The sequence below is a fragment of the Ignicoccus islandicus DSM 13165 genome (assembly GCF_001481685.1).
Taxonomy (GTDB): domain Archaea; phylum Thermoproteota; class Thermoprotei_A; order Sulfolobales; family Ignicoccaceae; genus Ignicoccus; species Ignicoccus islandicus.
On the sequence record NZ_CP006867.1, the window covers coordinates 673,701 to 692,250 of the forward strand.

General features: G+C 42.9%; 19 protein-coding genes and 2 tRNA genes. 11 read left to right on the forward strand and 10 right to left on the reverse strand.

Going from position 1 to position 18,550, the window contains the following annotated elements; genetic code table 11:
• Positions 1-2: 2 nt before the first annotated feature.
• Complete coding sequence (locus EYM_RS03865; protein WP_075049759.1) at positions 3-611, reverse strand: hypothetical protein; 609 nt, start codon at positions 609-611, stop codon at positions 3-5.
• 242 nt (positions 612-853) lie between these two features.
• Here EYM_RS03865 and EYM_RS03870 point away from each other — a divergent pair, with 242 nt between their 5' ends.
• On the forward strand, positions 854-1,786 hold the full coding sequence (locus tag EYM_RS03870; RefSeq protein WP_075049760.1) for a malate dehydrogenase: 933 nt from the start codon (positions 854-856) through the stop codon (positions 1,784-1,786).
• Here the strand turns inward: EYM_RS03870 and EYM_RS03875 are convergent.
• Positions 1,778-2,848 carry a M50 family metallopeptidase gene (locus EYM_RS03875; protein WP_075049761.1) on the reverse strand — a complete coding sequence of 357 codons (1,071 nt, stop codon included), beginning with the start codon at positions 2,846-2,848 and terminating at the stop codon, positions 1,778-1,780. The genes EYM_RS03870 and EYM_RS03875 overlap by 9 nt on opposite strands.
• Positions 2,849-2,924: 76 nt before the next feature.
• On the opposite strand from EYM_RS03875, the gene EYM_RS03880 reads away from it, so the two are divergent.
• Positions 2,925-3,236 carry a 50S ribosomal protein L14e gene (locus EYM_RS03880; RefSeq protein WP_075049762.1) on the forward strand — a complete coding sequence of 104 codons (312 nt, stop codon included), beginning with the start codon at positions 2,925-2,927 and terminating at the stop codon, positions 3,234-3,236.
• A complete protein-coding gene (truD, locus tag EYM_RS03885) occupies positions 3,233-4,294 on the forward strand; it encodes a tRNA pseudouridine(13) synthase TruD (RefSeq protein ID WP_075049763.1) in 1,062 nt (353 codons plus the stop codon). Before EYM_RS03880 ends, truD begins: the two co-directional genes overlap by 4 nt.
• Here the strand turns inward: truD and porB are convergent.
• The 7 genes from porB to EYM_RS03920 form a co-directional block, all read right to left on the reverse strand.
• The gene (gene porB / locus EYM_RS03890) at positions 4,291-5,262 is read right to left on the reverse strand and encodes a pyruvate synthase subunit PorB (RefSeq protein WP_075049764.1); all 972 of its coding nucleotides are present in this window, start codon (positions 5,260-5,262) and stop codon (positions 4,291-4,293) included. The genes truD and porB overlap by 4 nt on opposite strands.
• A gap of 50 nt (positions 5,263-5,312) precedes the next feature.
• Positions 5,313-6,503, reverse strand: a complete 1,191-nt coding sequence (locus EYM_RS03895) for a ferredoxin oxidoreductase (RefSeq protein ID WP_075049765.1) — start codon at positions 6,501-6,503, stop codon at positions 5,313-5,315.
• A 5-nt stretch (positions 6,504-6,508) separates the two neighbouring features.
• Positions 6,509-6,814 (reverse strand): 4Fe-4S binding protein, encoded by a 306-nt coding sequence (locus EYM_RS03900; RefSeq protein WP_075049766.1) that lies wholly within the window; start codon positions 6,812-6,814, stop codon positions 6,509-6,511.
• The gene (locus EYM_RS03905) at positions 6,811-7,365 is read right to left on the reverse strand and encodes a pyruvate ferredoxin oxidoreductase subunit gamma (RefSeq protein ID WP_075049767.1); all 555 of its coding nucleotides are present in this window, start codon (positions 7,363-7,365) and stop codon (positions 6,811-6,813) included. Before EYM_RS03905 ends, EYM_RS03900 begins: the two co-directional genes overlap by 4 nt.
• 65 nt (positions 7,366-7,430) lie before the next feature.
• Positions 7,431-11,129: a hypothetical protein gene (locus tag EYM_RS03910; RefSeq protein WP_075049768.1), complete on the reverse strand. Its 3,699-nt coding sequence runs from the start codon at positions 11,127-11,129 to the stop codon at positions 7,431-7,433.
• 275 nt (positions 11,130-11,404) lie between these two features.
• Positions 11,405-11,483: transfer RNA gene (locus tag EYM_RS03915), tRNA-Gly, on the reverse strand.
• An 11-nt stretch (positions 11,484-11,494) separates the two neighbouring features.
• Positions 11,495-11,571: transfer RNA gene (locus EYM_RS03920), tRNA-Ala, on the reverse strand.
• Positions 11,572-11,658: 87 nt separating this feature from the next.
• Here EYM_RS03920 and EYM_RS03925 point away from each other — a divergent pair.
• Entirely contained in the window at positions 11,659-12,183 is a 525-nt protein-coding gene (locus EYM_RS03925; protein ID WP_075049769.1) for a type 1 glutamine amidotransferase domain-containing protein, read from the forward strand.
• A 101-nt stretch (positions 12,184-12,284) separates the two neighbouring features.
• The gene (locus EYM_RS03930) at positions 12,285-12,557 is read left to right on the forward strand and encodes a hypothetical protein (protein ID WP_075049770.1); all 273 of its coding nucleotides are present in this window, start codon (positions 12,285-12,287) and stop codon (positions 12,555-12,557) included.
• Here EYM_RS03930 and EYM_RS03935 read toward each other — a convergent pair.
• Entirely contained in the window at positions 12,523-12,879 is a 357-nt protein-coding gene (locus EYM_RS03935; protein ID WP_075049771.1) for a hypothetical protein, read from the reverse strand. The genes EYM_RS03930 and EYM_RS03935 overlap by 35 nt on opposite strands.
• Between EYM_RS03935 and EYM_RS03940 the strand changes: the two genes are divergently transcribed.
• From EYM_RS03940 to EYM_RS03965, 6 genes are all read left to right on the forward strand, one after another.
• Positions 12,867-13,889, forward strand: a complete 1,023-nt coding sequence (locus EYM_RS03940) for an MraY family glycosyltransferase (RefSeq protein WP_083495039.1) — start codon at positions 12,867-12,869, stop codon at positions 13,887-13,889. The genes EYM_RS03935 and EYM_RS03940 overlap by 13 nt on opposite strands.
• Positions 13,890-14,012: 123 nt before the next feature.
• Complete coding sequence (locus tag EYM_RS03945; RefSeq protein WP_075049772.1) at positions 14,013-14,840, forward strand: KaiC domain-containing protein; 828 nt, start codon at positions 14,013-14,015, stop codon at positions 14,838-14,840.
• Between the two features lie 35 nt (positions 14,841-14,875).
• A complete protein-coding gene (locus tag EYM_RS03950; RefSeq protein ID WP_157058757.1) occupies positions 14,876-15,070 on the forward strand; it encodes a hypothetical protein in 195 nt (64 codons plus the stop codon).
• Entirely contained in the window at positions 15,052-16,440 is a 1,389-nt protein-coding gene (locus EYM_RS03955) for a S8 family peptidase (protein ID WP_083495040.1), read from the forward strand. The genes EYM_RS03950 and EYM_RS03955 overlap by 19 nt, the downstream gene beginning before the upstream one ends.
• 52 nt (positions 16,441-16,492) lie before the next feature.
• Positions 16,493-17,416, forward strand: a complete 924-nt coding sequence (gene map / locus EYM_RS03960) for a type II methionyl aminopeptidase (RefSeq protein WP_168050193.1) — start codon at positions 16,493-16,495, stop codon at positions 17,414-17,416.
• Between the two features lie 33 nt (positions 17,417-17,449).
• Positions 17,450-18,550, forward strand: a complete 1,101-nt coding sequence (locus tag EYM_RS03965) for a radical SAM protein (RefSeq protein ID WP_236943437.1) — start codon at positions 17,450-17,452, stop codon at positions 18,548-18,550.

An 18,550-nucleotide genomic window follows, 5' to 3' on the forward strand; every position in this document is an offset into this window, starting at 1 on the left:
CATCAATCGCGTCTTAAAACCTTCTTCATCCCCTTCGACTCTACTAAACTCAAGACGTAATTAGTTGAAAGCGACCATAGGGTCAACGAGTCCTCTTCGCCCAACTCTAACGTCTTGAGTAATGAAATTACTTGATGTGGGACGCATATTTCGAGCGCTCTTGAGGGCGAGCACGTGAACGACGTTGCTATTTCTTTATTTATTAATAGACTCGCAAACCTTCTCAGCCTTCCCAAGGCTTTATAGTCTGTTATTAGTTCGTTTATTCTCAATTCTATGGCCTTTCCAGACTGAATTAAGAGTTCTACCTGGGAGCTATCTAAGTATCTTAGGTTGCTCGCTCCGAAGCTGACTATATCTACGATCCTACTTTTTGCAAATAATCTAGCTTCGCTTAGATTGCGTGGCGAGGCTACTATTATCTCGCTCTTGCTTTTTTTAACCTTAGAAGACCTCGGATATACTTTTTCGAAATCGTAGTTCGAGCACCCTTCACATAACAGTAAGTAGTAATGATGTAGCAGTAGCTCAATTACGTCGTTACTTTTAACATTAGACTCCATGAGCGCAGCTTTCATAATCAACGCCTCGGCGAGGTGTCTATCTCTCATTCAAGTCGATTCCGTCACCACTCCTCATAGGCATCCTTCGCTCTTTCCTACGTGCTATATTATTATATGTCTGATTTAACGAAAGACTATATGGGATGGGACCGGCCGGAGGCCGCCGCATCGACGGGCGATGAAAGCCGGAAGCCGAGGGGTCGACCCATTCCCTCCATTAACTTCCATAAGGTATATACAGCATAAACTAGTTTAAGCCCTCTTTACAACCTTCATTACGGTGCCTCCGTATGGCGCGAATACCTTACAAAGTAGCTGTAATTGGAACTGGAAGGGTTGGAGCAACGTTCGCTTATACAATGGCAGTAGTACCCGGAATAGCTAGAATGACCTTAGTCGACGTAGTCCCGGGCTTAGCGAAGGGCGTAATGGAGGACATTAAACACGCTGCTGCGGTCTTCAGGAGAAGCATCACAGTTGAAGCCTTCGAAGACGTTAGTAAAGTAGAGAACGCTGATGCCATAGTGATAACGGCAGGTAAGCCTAGGAAGGCAGATATGAGTAGAAGGGACCTAGCAAACGTGAATGCCCAAATAATAAGGGATATAGGAGATAAACTCCGCGATAGAAATCCAGGCGCGCTTTACGTTGTTGTAACTAACCCGGTAGACGTTATGACTATGGTATTAGACGACGTCATAGGAAGTAAAGGCACGGTCATTGGTACCGGTACGAGTTTAGACACTTTCAGGTTCAGGGCAGCTGTTAGTGAACTCCTCAACGTGCCTATTGTCGCTGTCGATGGTTACGTCGTTGGCGAACACGGTGAGGAGGCGTTCGTAGCGTGGAGTACCGTTACAATAAAAGGTATACACATAGATCAATACATCAAGGAAAGGAACATTAATATAAGCAGAGAACAAATAGAGAAGTACGTGAAAGACGTAGCTGCTAGCATAATTGCCTCTCAAGGAGCCACCATATGGGGCCCTGCAGCAACTTTCCAAGAAATAGTTGTATCGCACTTAGCCAACGAATCGAAGATAATCCCCATATCGTTACCACAAAACATAGAGGGTGTTGGAAGGGTTGCAGTTTCGGTACCCACAATAATTAGTGGAAGACTCAAACCTCTGGTTCAACTCCTCAATGAAGAGGAGCAAGAGAGGTTAAAAAGAGCAGCCAAGGCTATAAGGAACGTTTACGAAAGTATCTTAACCTAAACTTCTTATTGAACCAATTAACGCTTGGGCGACCAAGAAGACTGTTAAGGCTTGTACAACCAATGTAACTTTTTCGAACTTCTTGAATTCTTGCCCAACATCAGTAAGAACCCTGCCTCCATCGGATATGAATAAAGGTAAAGCGTTTATGACAGCTAAACCCAGGTTTATTCCATTTAGCCACACTAACGAACTTACGACCGCTTGCAACATCTCTAAGGGTAGAGACGAAAGCGGCCACGCAGGAACGAACGGTAGCACTATAATACCTAATTTGCCCTTTTCGGGCTTAGCTATAATTTCAATTACTTTATTGCCCCTAAGTATCTTTATCTTAAGCACTTCATTATTGGAGATAAGTTCCTTTAACTTGTAAAGGGATTTCACTTCGATGTCATTGATTGAAAGTATAACGTCACCTTTCATTATACCGCAATTCCAAGCCGGCGAGCCTTCTACTACGTCGATAACGAATATACCGGGCTTTAGTAGATTCCATATTATCAGATAGGTTAGGAGGGCCAAGAACATGTTGGCAGCGGGTCCGGCGGCGTAAATTCTAATTCTCTTCAGTAAGGGAGCTCTCAATAGCTCGTTTTCATCGGGTTCGACGAAAGCAATTGGGAATACGAATGCCCATCCGATTCCTGCGCTTTTCACGCTCACGCCTTGCTTAATGGAGCTCCAGTAGTGCATGTATTCGTGGATAACTATGCTTAATCCAATAATCCAAAGTATCGAAAGAAGTCTCGAGAACGATATTGTTATACCGGGTAGTAATGGAACTAGTGTCACGCTTTTCTGAGTTTTTGGAAGTAGGTTAGAGATTAATAGATAGTATCCCATGAACATCGCAATTAGGAAGAATACTAAGGAAGCGTTTAGAACTACTTTCGTATAGATATTGTCCGTTGCATTGGCATTACCCCTTATCTCTAGCCTTAGAGCAATAATTCCCGGCATGGGTGAAAAGACTCTCTTACCATTTCTTATAGCGGGTATAAAGTAAGCCAGTATACTGGCGATAAGTACCGAAAGCATTGCGAATCCAGACGCTTCCATCTCATCTAGCCCGCACCTTGACCGAGCCAATCATTCTTAAAAACTGGCCATGAGCGTAAGGTCTGGGACTTGAGCAATGCCGGCCATTGAGGTAGGTAGGATCTGCGTTAAGATAGCTGGAAGGGAAGCTGGAAAGAAGTGCGTAATAGTGGATATCATAGATGATAAATTCGTGTTGATAACTGGACCAAAGAGCCTAAGCGGCGTTAAGAGGAGAAGAGTTAACATTAAGCACATCGAACCTCTTGATAAGAAGATTGAAATAGAGAAGGGTGCCAGTGACGAAGAAGTCTTAAAGGCCATAGAGAGCGCCGGTCTACAAGACTTCATGAAAGAGAAAGTAGTACCTAAGATACCAACACCACCAAAGGTTGCTGCCTACCTATGAAGCCCCATCCCATAGACAGATTTATTGGTCTACAGAAATATTTCACTTCCGTTACGCCGCCGTGCGAAATTAGAATCGAGCGTCCATATGATTTTCATGTAATAGAAAATCCTTATTTAGAGCAAGGTAATGAAAACTTGTATATAATGGAAAAATGTTGTATAGATACAATTCATGCAGTAAGGGAACTTGAAAAAGCGACTGGAACTACTTGGAAGTATTCGGGATTGAAAGACGCGCATGCAGTCACGGTTCAGTTAGTAAGTTCATGGTCATCAATCAAGAATGAAATGACTCTGTCTAAGGGAAAGAAATGCGTAAGGGTTAAGAAGGTAGGAGTCGGGAAGTTAGTCAAAGGAAAGACCAAGGGAAACGTGTTCGTAATAAGGCTTCGCCCGGAATGTAACGTTAAGGAATACATTGATGGAGTTTTATCAGAACTCTACTGCGTTCCTGGAATATATGGATACCAAAGATTTGGGACTAAGAGACCCATAACGCACGTAATAGGTAAGCTTATACTAAAAGACTCATTCGATGAAGCTCTTGACGTCCTCCTAGGTGAACCAACGCCTTGGGAAAGTCCAGTCGCGAGGGAAATTAGAAAAAGATACTATTCTGAAGGCCCAAAAGCCTATTTAGACGCACCTAAATATATGGATATAGAAAGGAAAGTTTCACTCATGCTCCTTAATGGATATTCTCCCAAATACGCATTAAAGAGACTTCGCATATTCGATCTATTCTTAAACGCATTTCAAGCATACATATATAACTTAGCTCTGACAAGCGAAAACGAAATAAACAGATTCAATGTGACTCCGGGCTATAATACTTGGGGGCTTTATCGGGAATACTTTGAACTAAATGAAGTAGATAGGAAAAGTCTCAAGCGATATAGGATAAGAGGGGTTCACAGATTACCTTGTTACAACGCTCAAATTCGATTACATAAACTGGATGGGGACGTAGTTCTAGTTTTTAAGCTGCCGAGGGGCTATTACGCTACAAGTGTATTGAGAGAAATTGTGAAAGGCGATCCAAAAAACTTTTCTTAAGATTCCACCACCGGACCTATTACGGTTTTTCCTACGAGCTTGTTGATGAATTCTACTTGTTCGTCTATTATTTCTTGAAGCCTCCTAATTTGATCCTCTGTCATGTGTCTGAATCTACCTTGAATCTTTACGAACTCTCTAACCGGTTTCCTCTTTAACACCGGTTGGGTGACCTTATATTGGCCGTGATCATATTCGTATAGGATCCAATAGCCCGTTTGGACGGCCAGCCTCGCTACCTCTATAGTTAGCGAGGGATCGAACCTCCACCCGGTGGGGCAGGGGCTATAGGCGTGCAGGAAACTCGGTCCATCTTCATTGAGCGCTTTAACCATTTTATTATACATATCAACCGGATACGCAGGATTTATTGTTGCGGCGTACGGTACGTGATGAGCTACTGCTATCTGAATCATGTCTTTTCTAACTCTCCATTCTCCCTTCCACCTCTTACCTACGGGCGTCGTAGTAGTCCAAGCACCGAATGGCGTTGAACCAGACCTCTGAATTCCAGTGTTCATGTACGCCTCGTTATCAAGGAGAACGTATACTACTTTGTGACCCCTTTCGAGCATACCCGAAAGGCTCTGGAAGCCTATGTCTACAGTACCTCCGTCTCCGGCGAATACGACTACATTGATCCTCTCGTCTTTCGGTAGGACTCCTTTCTTCTGAAGTACTTTTACTGCGGCTTCAACACCGGAAGCGACCGCTCCACCGTTCTCGAAAGCTACGTGAATCCATGGAACTCTCCAGCTAGTATATGGGAATACCGATGTTACGACCTCTAGACACCCCGTAGGGTTTACTACTATCGTATTAGGACCGGCCGCCTTCAGTAAGTGCCTAACTATTACGAAGTGACCACATCCTTGACAGGCTGAGTGACCAGGTGCTATTAGCTCTCCTCTAGGTATTTGCATGTGAGTTCTTATTGGTTCCATGGGTTTTACTTCCTTAAGAGCCATACATCACCACCTCCAACATCATAGACTTATTCAATAAGATAATTGAAAAATTACTCCCTTAGACCTATTGGAATGGTCTTGTCTGGTACTTGTTTGCCCTCGCTAAACTCCTTTAACTGCTTGGCGACTGCTACTAGGTCTTCTACTCTCACATCTCTCTGACCTATTCCGATAGTGTAACTAGCTAACTTGGGAGCACATGAAGGATCGCTTGCATACATACTCATAACGTCCAGAGATACTGGTCCCTGTCTAGGTGCCCCCAAGGAGAAGGCTCTGTCCAGAACCCCAACCACGCTCACGTTCTCTAGCGCCTTCCTTAAGTGAGGAGTTGGGAAGGGCCTCCAGAGCCTTAGCCTTATCAATCCGACTTTGATGCCTTCCTTTCTGGCTTCATCTACAGCAACTCTTGCCGTTCCAGCGTGAGCACCGTAGGCGAGCATCGCTACTTCGGCGTCATCCATTCTGTACGTCTCAATTACACCGTACTTATGGCCGAACATCTCACCGAACTTCTCGTCGGCTTCTTCCGCAACCTTTAGAGCGTTCTCCATTGCTACTTGTTGCTGGTATTTGAACTCGTAATAGTAATCTGGATCTCCTACTACACCCATACTCACCGGGTTCTTCGGGTTTAGCGTTTTCCAAGTTATCTTCTTTGGAATGTACTTCAACACGTCTTCTTTATCGTATACATCTACCGGTTCAGTGACGTGGCTCATAACGAATCCATCGTAGTCGACGATGGCTGGCAAGTGAACTCTGGGATCCTCAGCTACTTTGAACGCTTGAATGACCGTATCATATGCTTCTTGAGCTGAGCTAACGAAGTATATGATTAAGCCAGCATCCCTTAATACCGCTATATCGTGCATATCTCCCCAGATGCTCAGGGGAGCGCTTAAGGCCCTTGAAGCCACGCCTAGAACTATTGGTAGCCTGAGTCCTGAGGCTATGTATAAGACCTCGGCCATATAAACCAATCCTTGGCTGGCCGTAACCGTAAACGCTCGGGCACCTACAGCAGAGGCACCGACTAGCGCGGAAGCAGCGGAATGTTCTGACTCAACGTGTATGTACTCGGCATCCATTTCTCCGTTCGCGACGAATTCTGCTAGCTTCTCTGCAGCGGGCGTGGATGGAGTTATTGGATACGCCGCTACTACGTCTACATCAGAGTCTTTGGCAGCATGTGCAACTGCGTAGTTCGTTGTTAGAGCTTTCCTAGTTTTCCTAACCATATCTATCACCTCTCTTCGGGTACCCATTCTATAGCATTAACTGGGCATTCCCTCCAACAAATACCACAACCTTTACAATGTTCATAATCTACATCGTATCTTTTTCCTAGCTTAGCATTAGGGTCGTCAATTTCAAGTATTGCATCATCTGGACAGTATATCCAGCAAAGTCTACACCTAGTGCACTTTTCATCTACTATAACTGGTTTGAAGACTCTCCACTCGCCAGTTGAAATTACCTCAGAGTTTCCTGGATCGGAGATTATTGCTCCTTCGGGTAATTCCTTCCAACCAGGTAACTTTGAGCTCATGGGACTATCACCTCTTCATATGCTCTTTTAACAGCTTCTATGTTGGCCTCTACTGTTCTTGGGGGGACTTTAGACTTTACAGCTTCTAGTACTGAATCTAAAGAAACTAAACCAGTTACTTTTACGAAAGCGCCTAAGATGGCTGTATTGACTATCGGCCTCTTTAGAGTTTCTAGGGCTATCTTCGTTGCGTCTACAGTTGCGACTTTAGCATCTTCTCTATTTAGTATCTTTTTGACCTCTTCAGGAGATTTTTCCGTGTTAACTATTACCGTTCCCCCTTCCTTCAAGCCTTGCGCTAGTCGTGGTTCTAATAGAGTAGGATCTAATACGACCATAATATCTGGTGTATATATTTTAGATCTAACGTAGATAGGAGAATCGCTAATTCGAGTATATGCTTCTACCGGTGCTCCTCTCCTTTCGACGCCGAAGGAAGGAAACGCTTGAGCGTACTTCCCCTCGCTTATAGCGGCTATAGCTACGATCTCCGAAGCCGTAACGGCTCCTTGACCACCTCGACCGTGCCATCTAACCTCGACTAGAGACAACGCACGGAACCCGTAGAACTGGGAATAAGGGGGTTTATACGTGTATAAACTTACTTAGGTTATACTTACTTCAAGGAATACGTTAGCAATTGCAATATGTTTCTTATTAGGTCGTTCAAGTAAGGTATTGTTTGTAGAATTGTAGTTGTAAGGACCTTCGTTACTGTTGTTGTGTAATTAAGTATCCTCTCTATATTAGTCTTTATTGTTACTGTAAATGTCAGTTGTTTGGTTATTGTGGTTGTTATCTCCTTTGAGACGGTAGTTGTAGTAATTGAAGTTGTAGTAACAATATTCTCTATAGTCTTAACTAACGTCACTTCTGATAGAGACGTAATAGTGCTTAGAGAAGTGACGAATGCTAAGAAGGCCTTTGTAAGCGTTGAGGTAACTGTTACGTGAATCCCAGTTAGCAATAACTGAGTTGTTGTAAGCACTTGCGTAATTGGAATTAATAATGACGTTAACATAGTTGTTATAGAGTTTATTACAATTGGCTTTACTTTCGTTACTAGTTCAGTTGTTATCAAAGTTATAGTAGACTTAATCATCAAGGGAATTGACGCTATTACTGTAGTATAGACTATTGATGGAGAAACTGTAATACCTAGGACCTTAGTAATTGTTGTTGTAACTGGTATTTCGGCTAATTTAGATAGCATAGTGGTAATCGTGAGCGTTATTGCATTTGTTAACGTAACCGTTAAAGTACTATTTCTTATTAGTAATCTATATACTGTCGTAGTTTGTTCAAGGTTTCTTGGGATTATAATAGTCTTTGTAATCGTTAGGGTACGTCCGTATCCATCAATTAACATGGTAATCGTAGTTGTTTTCAAACTCATTAGTGGTAATATGAGCGTCCTAGTGGTGGTTATTGGCATCACTCTAGTTGTGACTACGTTTTTAACCCTCTCAATCTCTATTGGTATCGTTATCTTCTTAGTGAATCTCTTCTCTAGAGGTATTAGTATGGACTTCGTGGTAGTATATACCTCTTGAATGAAGTTAGTTACTGTGTTTGTTTTGGTTAGTGGTAATATCTTTGTATAAGGTAACGTCCTGGTATATTCGTAAGTTAACGGTACAAAGACTTTGACGGTCTCGGTAGTTACTACTGGGACAGGTTCGTAAAGCGTTGTCGTCGAAGTCACAGGCATGAAGGTAGTAAGGTGAAGCGTTACTACCTTTTGAATTGGGACAAGTTTACTGATAGTTGTGGTATATGTATTGATTAGAGTTTGGGTTATCTCGTGTATGATAGTAAGCGTTTGAGTTACCGTCGTTACTAAGCTTGTACTCAAAGTGATACGTAGAGGTATCAGTAAACTCTTGGTTAGAATTTGCGTCAATGTTGAGGTTATAGTGCTTACCAGACTTACTAAAGATACTTGAGATACGAAATACGGAACAGTTAACGTCTTTTCCACGGGTTTTATAACAGTACTTAGCTCCTTCTGGGTAATTAGGATAGGCGTTACTATTGTTTTAGTCAAATAGTTCGTTAATACTTTTAATGATGTAATAGTTGTCGTGGTTATATATGTTTCGATACTCGTTAAGTACTTTACATAGGTAGCAGTCGTAGTAATCGTTTTAGTTACTTCCATAACGTTAGTAAGGGTTGTAGTCAAGGTCTTGAAAACGTTTACTATGACTTCTTGGAGGCGCGTATTAGTTAATGTCTCAGTAATCCTCAAAGTAGTTACAAATAGCTTAGGTACAATGCTTGTAGTAACTCTTTCAATCGTTGTAGTAATAACTGATATTATGGGATAGGGTTTTGGAACTTCCTTAGTTAAGGTCAAGGTGACTAGTTGAGTTACCGTTTTGAGTTGGGTGAACGTTCTCTCTACTATTCTAGTTAAGGTTGTGGTAGTGCTTTCGATGATAGTGGATGTGAAAGTTATTGCCGTAGTAATCCAGCTATTTGAATAGATGGTAATAGTCTTTGTTGTAGTTGCCTTTAAGGTAGTTAGTATAGTAGTAGGTATATATTCTGTGAATGTTTTAACGATAGGTTCTACTAAGGTCTTAGTAGAAGTTGCTACGATAGAGTATACCTTGGTGTATGTGATTGGTATAGATGCGAAGACGGTTTTCGTTACTTCGAGGGTACTTGTTATTGTTGTAGTGATTTCACGAGTAAAGAAAGCAGAGCTTACGTAATAAATCACCTTCGTGTAAGTACTTGTCAGTTCGATTGGTTGTAAATGCGTTAGCGTTAAGGTGGTAGTTATTGTCTCGTATCTTGTAATTGTAGTAATTAAGCTTATCAGTTCGGAAATAGTCATTAGCGAGGTTGTTATAGGTTTGCTGAGAGTTTGAGTTATAACTTGCGTAATTATTGTTGTAAGGGTCCTATACGATGTAACTGTAGTGGTTGTGGTTACGGAAGACAACAAGTACTTTAAGAGAGTTATTGTAGTAGATATAACGTTTTCAATGACCTTAGTGAGAGTTTTCGTTACCTCTGACGTTACAGTGTATACTATGGTGGAGATAGATGGGACTGCCACCAGTCTAGTTGTAGTATAGGTAGATGTGACTGTAACCTCGTAGCTTCCTTCACCTATGGCAAAGGTAACGTAGGATCTGCCTATTTTCATTACCTTAGTAGTTATCACATTACTAATTTTGTTTACTACTGGAACCTCTACTTGGGTAGTAATAGTTGTAGTGAAGTTTCGGTACTCAATTTCGATAGTGGTTTCGACAGGTATTTCAGTAATCGGACTTTCTAAAGGAGATAGTGGTGAGGCGGCTAAACCTACCGTATAGGGTATCTTTAGGATCGCTGGAATAAGAGTGGTAGTATATATAGTGCTTGTATACTTGACTATCTTGAACGTCGTTACTGTATAAGTCCTTTCCAGTTCAACTGGCCTTAGTTCTGTTATTGTCTTGAAGTTTGTAACAGTCGTGAGAACGTAGTTAGGAGGAAGCGTATCAAGTTTAATTAGCTTCAAATTTGCTATTGCAAACATTACGTTATATGGTGGGGATGTAATTAACATGTTCAATCCTACGTAGCTTTCCGGAGCATATTCTAAGCTTAGTGAATCAACTAACCATCCGAAGCCTTCCGGAGTAAGAACAGACGACCTAGATATTATCGAAACCTTCCTGACGGCTTCATGGAAGTCCCTCCCAACAACAGAATAAGCGATGATAATCCTTTTTGCCCAATTTTTCAATTCTAGGTCATCGCGACCCATAACCCTTAAGTGGAAGTAAGCCTCAGCGACCCAATCGTTGTTAATACCAATTAGAGATCTGGCCTTCATTGCTACCTCTTCAACAATCCCATCAATTAGAACTGAGTATGTTTCATTAAAGCCCCTACATTTTAGGTTAGATAGCCCTTCTAATGCAATGAGTTTGGCTAAAGGATCTGATGTGTTTAGTATCTTATTAGTAACATCCGAAATGAAGTTTAGCAAACTCTCGTTACACTCGGAATTGAGGATGGAAAGTGAGGCGATACCGTATGCAGCATCGAGGTAATCTGAATGCTTGATGGCTTCTGTAGTCAACTCTATTAATCGCTCTCTCAATTCAGGTATGTCGAGGTTATTCGTCGCATTCATCAAGAGTATTGTCTTAAGGGAAATGTACGTCTTCGGCAGGTCCGTGAAATCTAACGGTACCAGGTTCCCATTCACTAGGTTAATTGTGACGGCAGTGTAATTGAAGCTGTTAATCGGATTAGAGACTGCTATTGTTATGAGCACTAGTGAAACTATTAGCGTGCTAAGCCTCATAATTCAATTTCCCGAAGTATTCCCGAGTACAGAATTATATAGGATTCACCCTTGTTTCGACCTCATCGATTAAACCGAGATTAAGACGAATCGTCTCGTCTAAGTCATTTGGAATTCAATCGCAAGGTGTATGACTCAATGTTCCCGCTTCGCGGATTTATTCTTAGCCTTTAGAATAATAAGGTATAACTTCAAGGGACACAATATGCTCAATATAAAGATGATTATAAATTGCGAGTATGACTTGAGAGAGTACATAGGTATAGTAATAGGAGTGGTGCGGCGGCCGGGATTTGAACCCGGGATCACCGGCTTGGAAGGCCGGCATCCTAGTCCAGGCTAGACGACCGCCGCACGAGGGATGTTGGTGGACCGGCCGGGATTTGAACCCGGGACCTCTCGGATGCCAACCGAGCGCTCTTCCAGGCTGAGCTACCGGCCCATATTGGGGTCACCCAACAGCCTTTATAAGTTTTTATCTTACTAACTCTTTACTAAACCTAGCTTAAGGTCTGAATTAGGGAGAAACATGAAGGCAGTGATATTGATTGGTCCGTTAGTGGACGAATACGAAGTCGTTGTACCCTACGCGTTGTTCAAGGCCCATGGATTCGAAGTCGATGTAGCGTCTTTCGAAAGCGGAAAACCAGTCACAGGAAAGAGAGGATTCGAACTAGAGCTAGTTCCTAACAAGTCGTTCTCTGAGCTCGATCCAAGCGAATATGATACTGTGATTATTGCTGGGGGCTATGCTCCAGACAAAGTTAGAAGAGATGAGAACGTGAAAAAGTTTGTAAAGGAAATGTTCAATCAAGGGAAATTAATTTTGAGTATTTGTCATGGAGGATGGGTTCTAATCAGCGCGGGGATAGCCAAAGGTAAGAGGATAACTGGGAGTCAAGGTATATGGGACGACTTGAGGAACGCTGGAGCAATAGTTGAAGATGCCCCTCTAGTTATTGATGGAAACGTCGTTAGCGTAAAGACGTGGAGGGAATTTGATCATCTAATAAAGAACTTCGATAAAGTCTTAGAGATATTGAAAAATAACTAACAAATAACTAACTTTCAGTAGTAATAGTTGATAGAGATGAGGACGCTCGGAAGGGGCGATTGATGAGCACGAACCCGGAACTGATCCTCGGTGTCTGAGTCATGTTCTCAAAAACAGAATTAGAGGCATTGATAGCTTCGACTGAGAAAGCGTTTAGAGAACTTCGAGAGAGAATAGGTAATTACAAATATGAAAAAGGAAAGATAGGTAAATCTGAAGTTAGACTAATATATAAAGTTTTGAACGCAGAGGGCGAATACTTAATTTTCATTAAATATAGAGAGGGTAAAGTGTGGGTAGAAGGGCCGAGACACATTGCAATTCCTTTGAAAAACAGAATTAACTCGCTTCTTGGGAGGCTTCTAGAACAATAATCATAGAAGCTATGAAAGCTATATCGAAAGCGACATTTATTAGGAACTTATATAGGAAATCTATTGCTAGCAGAACTATGCCTAGTGTTAAGTACGCTTTAACCGGTCCAGCCTCCTTTATCAAGTAAGAGCCTAGGGCTCCCATGAGTGTATAATACACCGTCTTGGAAAACAATGAAGCAACGAATCCCCTAAAACCCAATTCACCGCCGTAAGCAATAAGGAAGAAGGTCCCAACCGAAAGAGCCAATGGTAACGATACTAAAAATGAAATAATGAACCTCTCAAAGCCGCTAACGGGTATAGCTCTTGGATGAGCCAATGCTTTTAGCCTCTATGATAGCGGCGATAACGGGGTTTATCACTACCTACTACGTAACTATGAAATGGATTAGGCTAGCTAAAAGGGTCGGGTTAGTTGGTAAAGACATGAACAAACCTAATGAAGTAATGGTACCGGAGGCCGGTGGTGTTGGGTTCGTTATGGGTTCAGCTCTCGCTATCTCTTTAATGATAGGAATAGAGGTTTTCGTCTTAGGGGTCAGGAATTACACAGTCTACTTGTTGGCCTCTCTCTCAGTACTACTGATGGCAGCTTTCGTGGGCTTCATTGATGACATACTTGGCTGGAAGAAAGGCCTTTCGCATAAGGCTAAGGTACTATCGACTATCCCTATAGCTATACCTCTAATGGCCGTCAAGGCTGGCACGTCCGTAATGAACATACCTTTCATAGGTCCTATAGACTTCGGCATATTTTATTCACTCGTGATAGTTCCAATAGGAGTCGTTGGCGCTTCCAATGCTTTCAACATATTGGCAGGTCTTAATGGCTTAGAAGCATCCATGGCTATAATAATATTCTCTACACTAGCTATAGTTGCTTTTCATCATGGGGCCATGCTAGCGTGCGCTCTCTCAATAATACTAACCGCTTCTGCAATAGCCTTTCTCCTATGGAATAAGTATCCCGCTAAGGTGTTTCCTGGAGACGTTTTCACTTATTCCGTTGGTGCGATGGTAGCTACAATAGCTATACTAGGGAATCTTGAAGGCGCAGCCTTAATTCTGTACGCACCCTACTTCTTAGAGTTCGCTTTATACGTTCGAGGCAAGTTAAATGGAATAGAGAAAGAATGCTGGGGCAAGCCCGTTAACGGATGTTTAGAACCGCTTTACGATAAAATATACAGTGTTACTCATCTGTTAATGGTAGTCTTAAAGAAGATAAAAGGTTGTGCAACCGAAAAGGACGTCGTCATACTATTAGATGTTATAGAAATAGCGATAGCCCTCGTAGTCATATACATATATGTAATCGCTTGGCATTAGAGCGCGAACATCCGATGAAGACCGATGGGCGGACTGAAGAACTCATGTGGATACATTGTAGCGCCGAGGAGCCCTTCATCACTTATATATTTCTATTAAGATAAAGCATATAGGTTGGAGATCATGATAATTCGTAGAGTGAAAACTGGAGTTCCTGGAATGGACGAAATACTTTACGGAGGAATTCCCGAAAGGAACGTAGTTCTCTTAAGCGGAGGTCCTGGTACTGGGAAGAGCATATTCTCTCAACAATTCTTGTGGTATGGCCTTCAGCAAGGCGAACCAGGCATCTACGTGGCTCTAGAGGAACACCCTGTTCAAATAAAGAGAAATATGATTCAATTCGGATGGGATGTTAGGCCCTATGAAAAGAAGGGCATGTTCGCCATCGTTGATGCCTTTACCGGAGGCATTGGCGAGACCGCAAAGAGGGAGAAGTACGTAGTTAGAGATCCAACCGATGTGGGCTTGCTTGTAGATGTAATAAAGGAGGCCATAAGGGATACTGGTGCGAAGCGAGCTGCAATAGACTCCGTTTCAACCTTGTACCTAACTAAACCTGTAATAGCTAGGAGCGTCGTCATGCAACTCAAGAGGGTGCTCAGCGGTTTAGGCCTCACTAGCATTCTCGTAAGCCAAGTATCTGCCCAAGAGAGGGGATTCGGCGGGCCCGGTGTTGAGCACGCGGCTGACGGTATAATAAGACTTGATCTGGATGAGTACGACGGAGAACTTTACAGGTCGCTAATTGTATGGAAAATGAGGGGAACGAAACACTCCATGAGACGTCACCCCTTCGATATAACCGATCACGGTTTGATAGTGTATTACAACAAAGTTCTAAGGGTAAGAGGTGGTAGAGCTTTCATCGAACAACTTCCTGAGAAAGTAGTGGAAGAGATGGAGAAGGCTGCACAGAAGGTTGAAGACGTCTATGAAGAAGCCGAATAAACCTCCTTTCGACACATGTCAATCGGCTGAGGAAATTGAAGTGCTTGAATTACAATAAGTTCCTAGTTTCTCTAGTAATTGCTGGTTTGATCTCAACCGTAATAGGCTATGGCCTCCTTGGTTACTACTTCGCCCTCAATGTATTCATATCGTCTTTATCTTTCGCTCTAGCTCTAATAGTTTCAACCTTCGTTGTTGAGGTGATATGTAATTGGAGCGGATATTGTTAACGTTCTTCTTAATCCTCTTGCTATCGTTCTCAGCTTCTGCTGAGGTAATTCAATTGAAGGACATTGGTTGGATTTACGGTCCTAACGGCCTCACTGCCATTAGGGGTGGTGGGAATCCCATTCGCGAATTGCTACTCGATAATTACGTTGCCAGTCACGTTGCGCAATCGTCCTCTGGTTCTTGTAAATACGGTTGGTGGAGCGAGGTACTAGGCGTTAGTTACGCTAGGGACCACGGTCTCGATGGTACTGGAGTCAAGGTATTGGTAATAGACAGTGGCGTTGATGATAACGTTTTGCAAGAAGCATTAGGGAGGAAGATTGATTATCACTTCAATGCAGCTTATGAAGTATACAAGGACTTATGTTTAGGCAATTTGACTATTAATGGCATTGAATATTGCTATATAGATAAGTACAAGTTGGACTCTTGGCGAACGGAATACGTGGCAATTCCTCTCTCCCCAGTTGACGAGATAGGTCATGGTACGGCTGTGGCGGCAACGGTCCTTTCAGTTGCACCGAACGTAACCCTTTACTCGGCAAAGGTTAACATAGACCTAATTGATATTGACGATCGAGGAAATGTATACATCATTCAAAGCCTCCTTGATCCACTTGCCATTCACTGGGCCCTTGCGAAAGCAGTCTACGGCCCTGATGGAGTACCGAATACAAATGACGATGTTGACGTGGTTAACATGAGTCTGGGTGGCGTAATTTATCCATTGCCTTCATATCTTTCCGTAATAAACCTCGGAGACGAGCTGTTAGCTTGGTATATATTCAAACAACCAATTAGCGAAAATAGTAACAGAGTATTATTTGTAGCATCAGCTGGGAATTCGGGCGATAGGGTCGTTTCAATACCGGCAATAGTCGAAGAGGTAGTAGGTGTTTCTGCATTAGAGTATTACAACGGCGAATGGAAATTGGCTTCCTTTAGTACTACGGGATTAGGCGTAGACTTCGCGTCACTTGGTTCCGGTCTGTACTTACCTGTACCTAAGGATTCCCTCATTGCTAGGTTGATTACAGACGGATGTGGTACTGAAGGTAACTACACTAAGTGGGTTAGACTAGACGGCACGTCGTTTTCGTCACCCCTCGTCGCTGGAATAGCTGCCTTATGGAAGCAATACACTAATGCAGAAGGAAACGAACTTTTCAAGATATTAGCGAACCATGCAATGGACGTTCTATCTAGTGGAAAGGATCTAGAAAGCGGTTACGGCGTACCAATTGCTCCGTTCTACGAACCTCCCAACAGTAGTCAAGTTAGCTCGAGCGTGCCCTCAACTCCTCTAGCAGTATTCCTTTACCCCTTACTTAGATCTATTAGGAACTATATGATAAGGAAAATCAGGTAGCGTTTTAACTAATACGTCCTTCCGCTCCTTGACTGATAGAGGCGAGAAGCAAGTGAACGACCTCGAGCTATACTTGAAGGCCGGTGAGGCCGTTTCCAAGGCTCTTGAACGAGGTTTCGAGTTAGTAAAACCCAACGCGAGCGTTCTGGAGATATGCGAAGAAGTGGAAGACGTTATTAGGAAACTGTCAGATGGTCCAGCCTTCCCATGTAACCTGAGCGTTTCCTATGAAGCGGCGCACTATTCACCTATACCAGACGACAACAAGAAACTGCCCGAGAAAGGTATAGTAAAACTTGACTTAGGCGCACATGTACAAGGCAGGATAGCGGATGCAGCTATAAGCATTGTTCTAGACGAAAGCGTTAAGAAGCACGTGAAACTGTCTAACGCCGTTAAAATGGCATTACATAGAGCTATCGAGAAAGTCAAACCGAACGTACCGGTCGCTCTAATCGGTTCTACCATTAACTATACGCTTAAGAAGGAGGGTTTCAAGCCTATCAGGAACTTAGGTGGACACAGTCTGGGTTTGTACTTAGTTCACTCGGGCGTAAGCATTCCCAACGTACCGGAGAGACTACCATTTAGATTAGAGAAAGGAGGTGCTTATGCAATAGAACCGTTCGGTACGGATGGTGCGGGATACGTTGTAGAGGGAGAAGAAGTAACGATATTCTCGCTAAATCCTCGACCCCCGAAACACTCCTTACTAAAGGTAAGCGATGAGGAGAAACATTTAATGGTTGAAATAGAAAATAGGTTCAAGACGTTACCATTCTCTCCGCGATGGCTGCTAGACGTTTACCCCTATGATAGACTGATCGAAATATTAGCGTCATTGACCAAGAAGGGAATTCTGATAGATTACCCCGTGTTACTAGAGGCGAAGAGAGGAGAAGTAGCTCAATGGGAACACACTATACTTATAACTGATAAGGAAGCGATCGTCACCACGAAGACTTCTTTGCATTGATCTTACGGTGAGAGGTTGTTCGGAGAATGGTTCTTGTTAAGGCCTGATGCAATAAGTGTGTGGAAGGATCCTGAAGTAAATAGAAGACTGAAATGGTATAAATCAGTAATGCTTAACAAGAGGCAAGCGAAGTTCCTAATAGCTAGGTCGATCCCGAGCGGTTATACCTTCAAAGAATTAACGAAACTAACAGAGGAAGAACTCTGGAGACTACACTCATCCTTAAAGAAGGAATTCTCGTATAAGTGGGAAGAGGCTAGGAAGGGCGAATGGTTCAAAACAGTAGAAGGTAACTTCCTAGACTTGAAGGCCGTTCTTGTACGGAAACTGGTATCGCCGAAATGTCGCTTGTGCGAAAGGCGTTGCAACGTTGATCGATCAAAGAGAATAGGTGCTTGTTTCGTTGACGATAAAGTTTACGTGCATTCGGCGTTTCTTCATTTAGGCGAGGAAGCGCCGTTGGTACCGTCAGGCACCATTTTCTACGGGGGTTGTCCGTTTAAGTGCGTCTTTTGTCAGAATTGGGACGTGAGTCAAGCTAACGCTAGGAACGGACAGATTACGTACGCGAAAGAACTTGCTAGAATACAAGAAGGTCTTAGATTAGAGGGAGCTAGGAACGTGAATCACGTAGGTGGAGATCCTATTCCATCAGCTCACGAAATAGTTTCTTCAATGAGATTTTTGAACGTAAACGTTCCACAACTATGGAACAGCAACATGTATATGACTTCCGAATTGATGGATATAATAGAGGATCTGATAGACATATGGCTCCCCGACTTCAAATACTGGAACGATAATTGCGCATTGAGACTCTCAGGTGTGAAGAATTATAGAGAAGTGGTCACTAGAAACATCGAAAGAGCCTCAAAGAGCGGAGACGTGATAATAAGGCATCTAATACTACCGAACCATCTGGAATGCGACACTTTCCCCATACTTGAGTGGATAGCTAAGAACTTGAAAGACAAGGTCCTAGTCAATATTATGGATCAATACAGACCCGAATATTTGGTGCTAAGGTATCCCGAAAGGTGGCCAGATATCGCACGAACACCGACTCTCGAGGAAGTAAGGGCGGCTAGGGAGTATGCATCGGAATTAGGAATTGTATGGGAGCCCGTGAGCTAA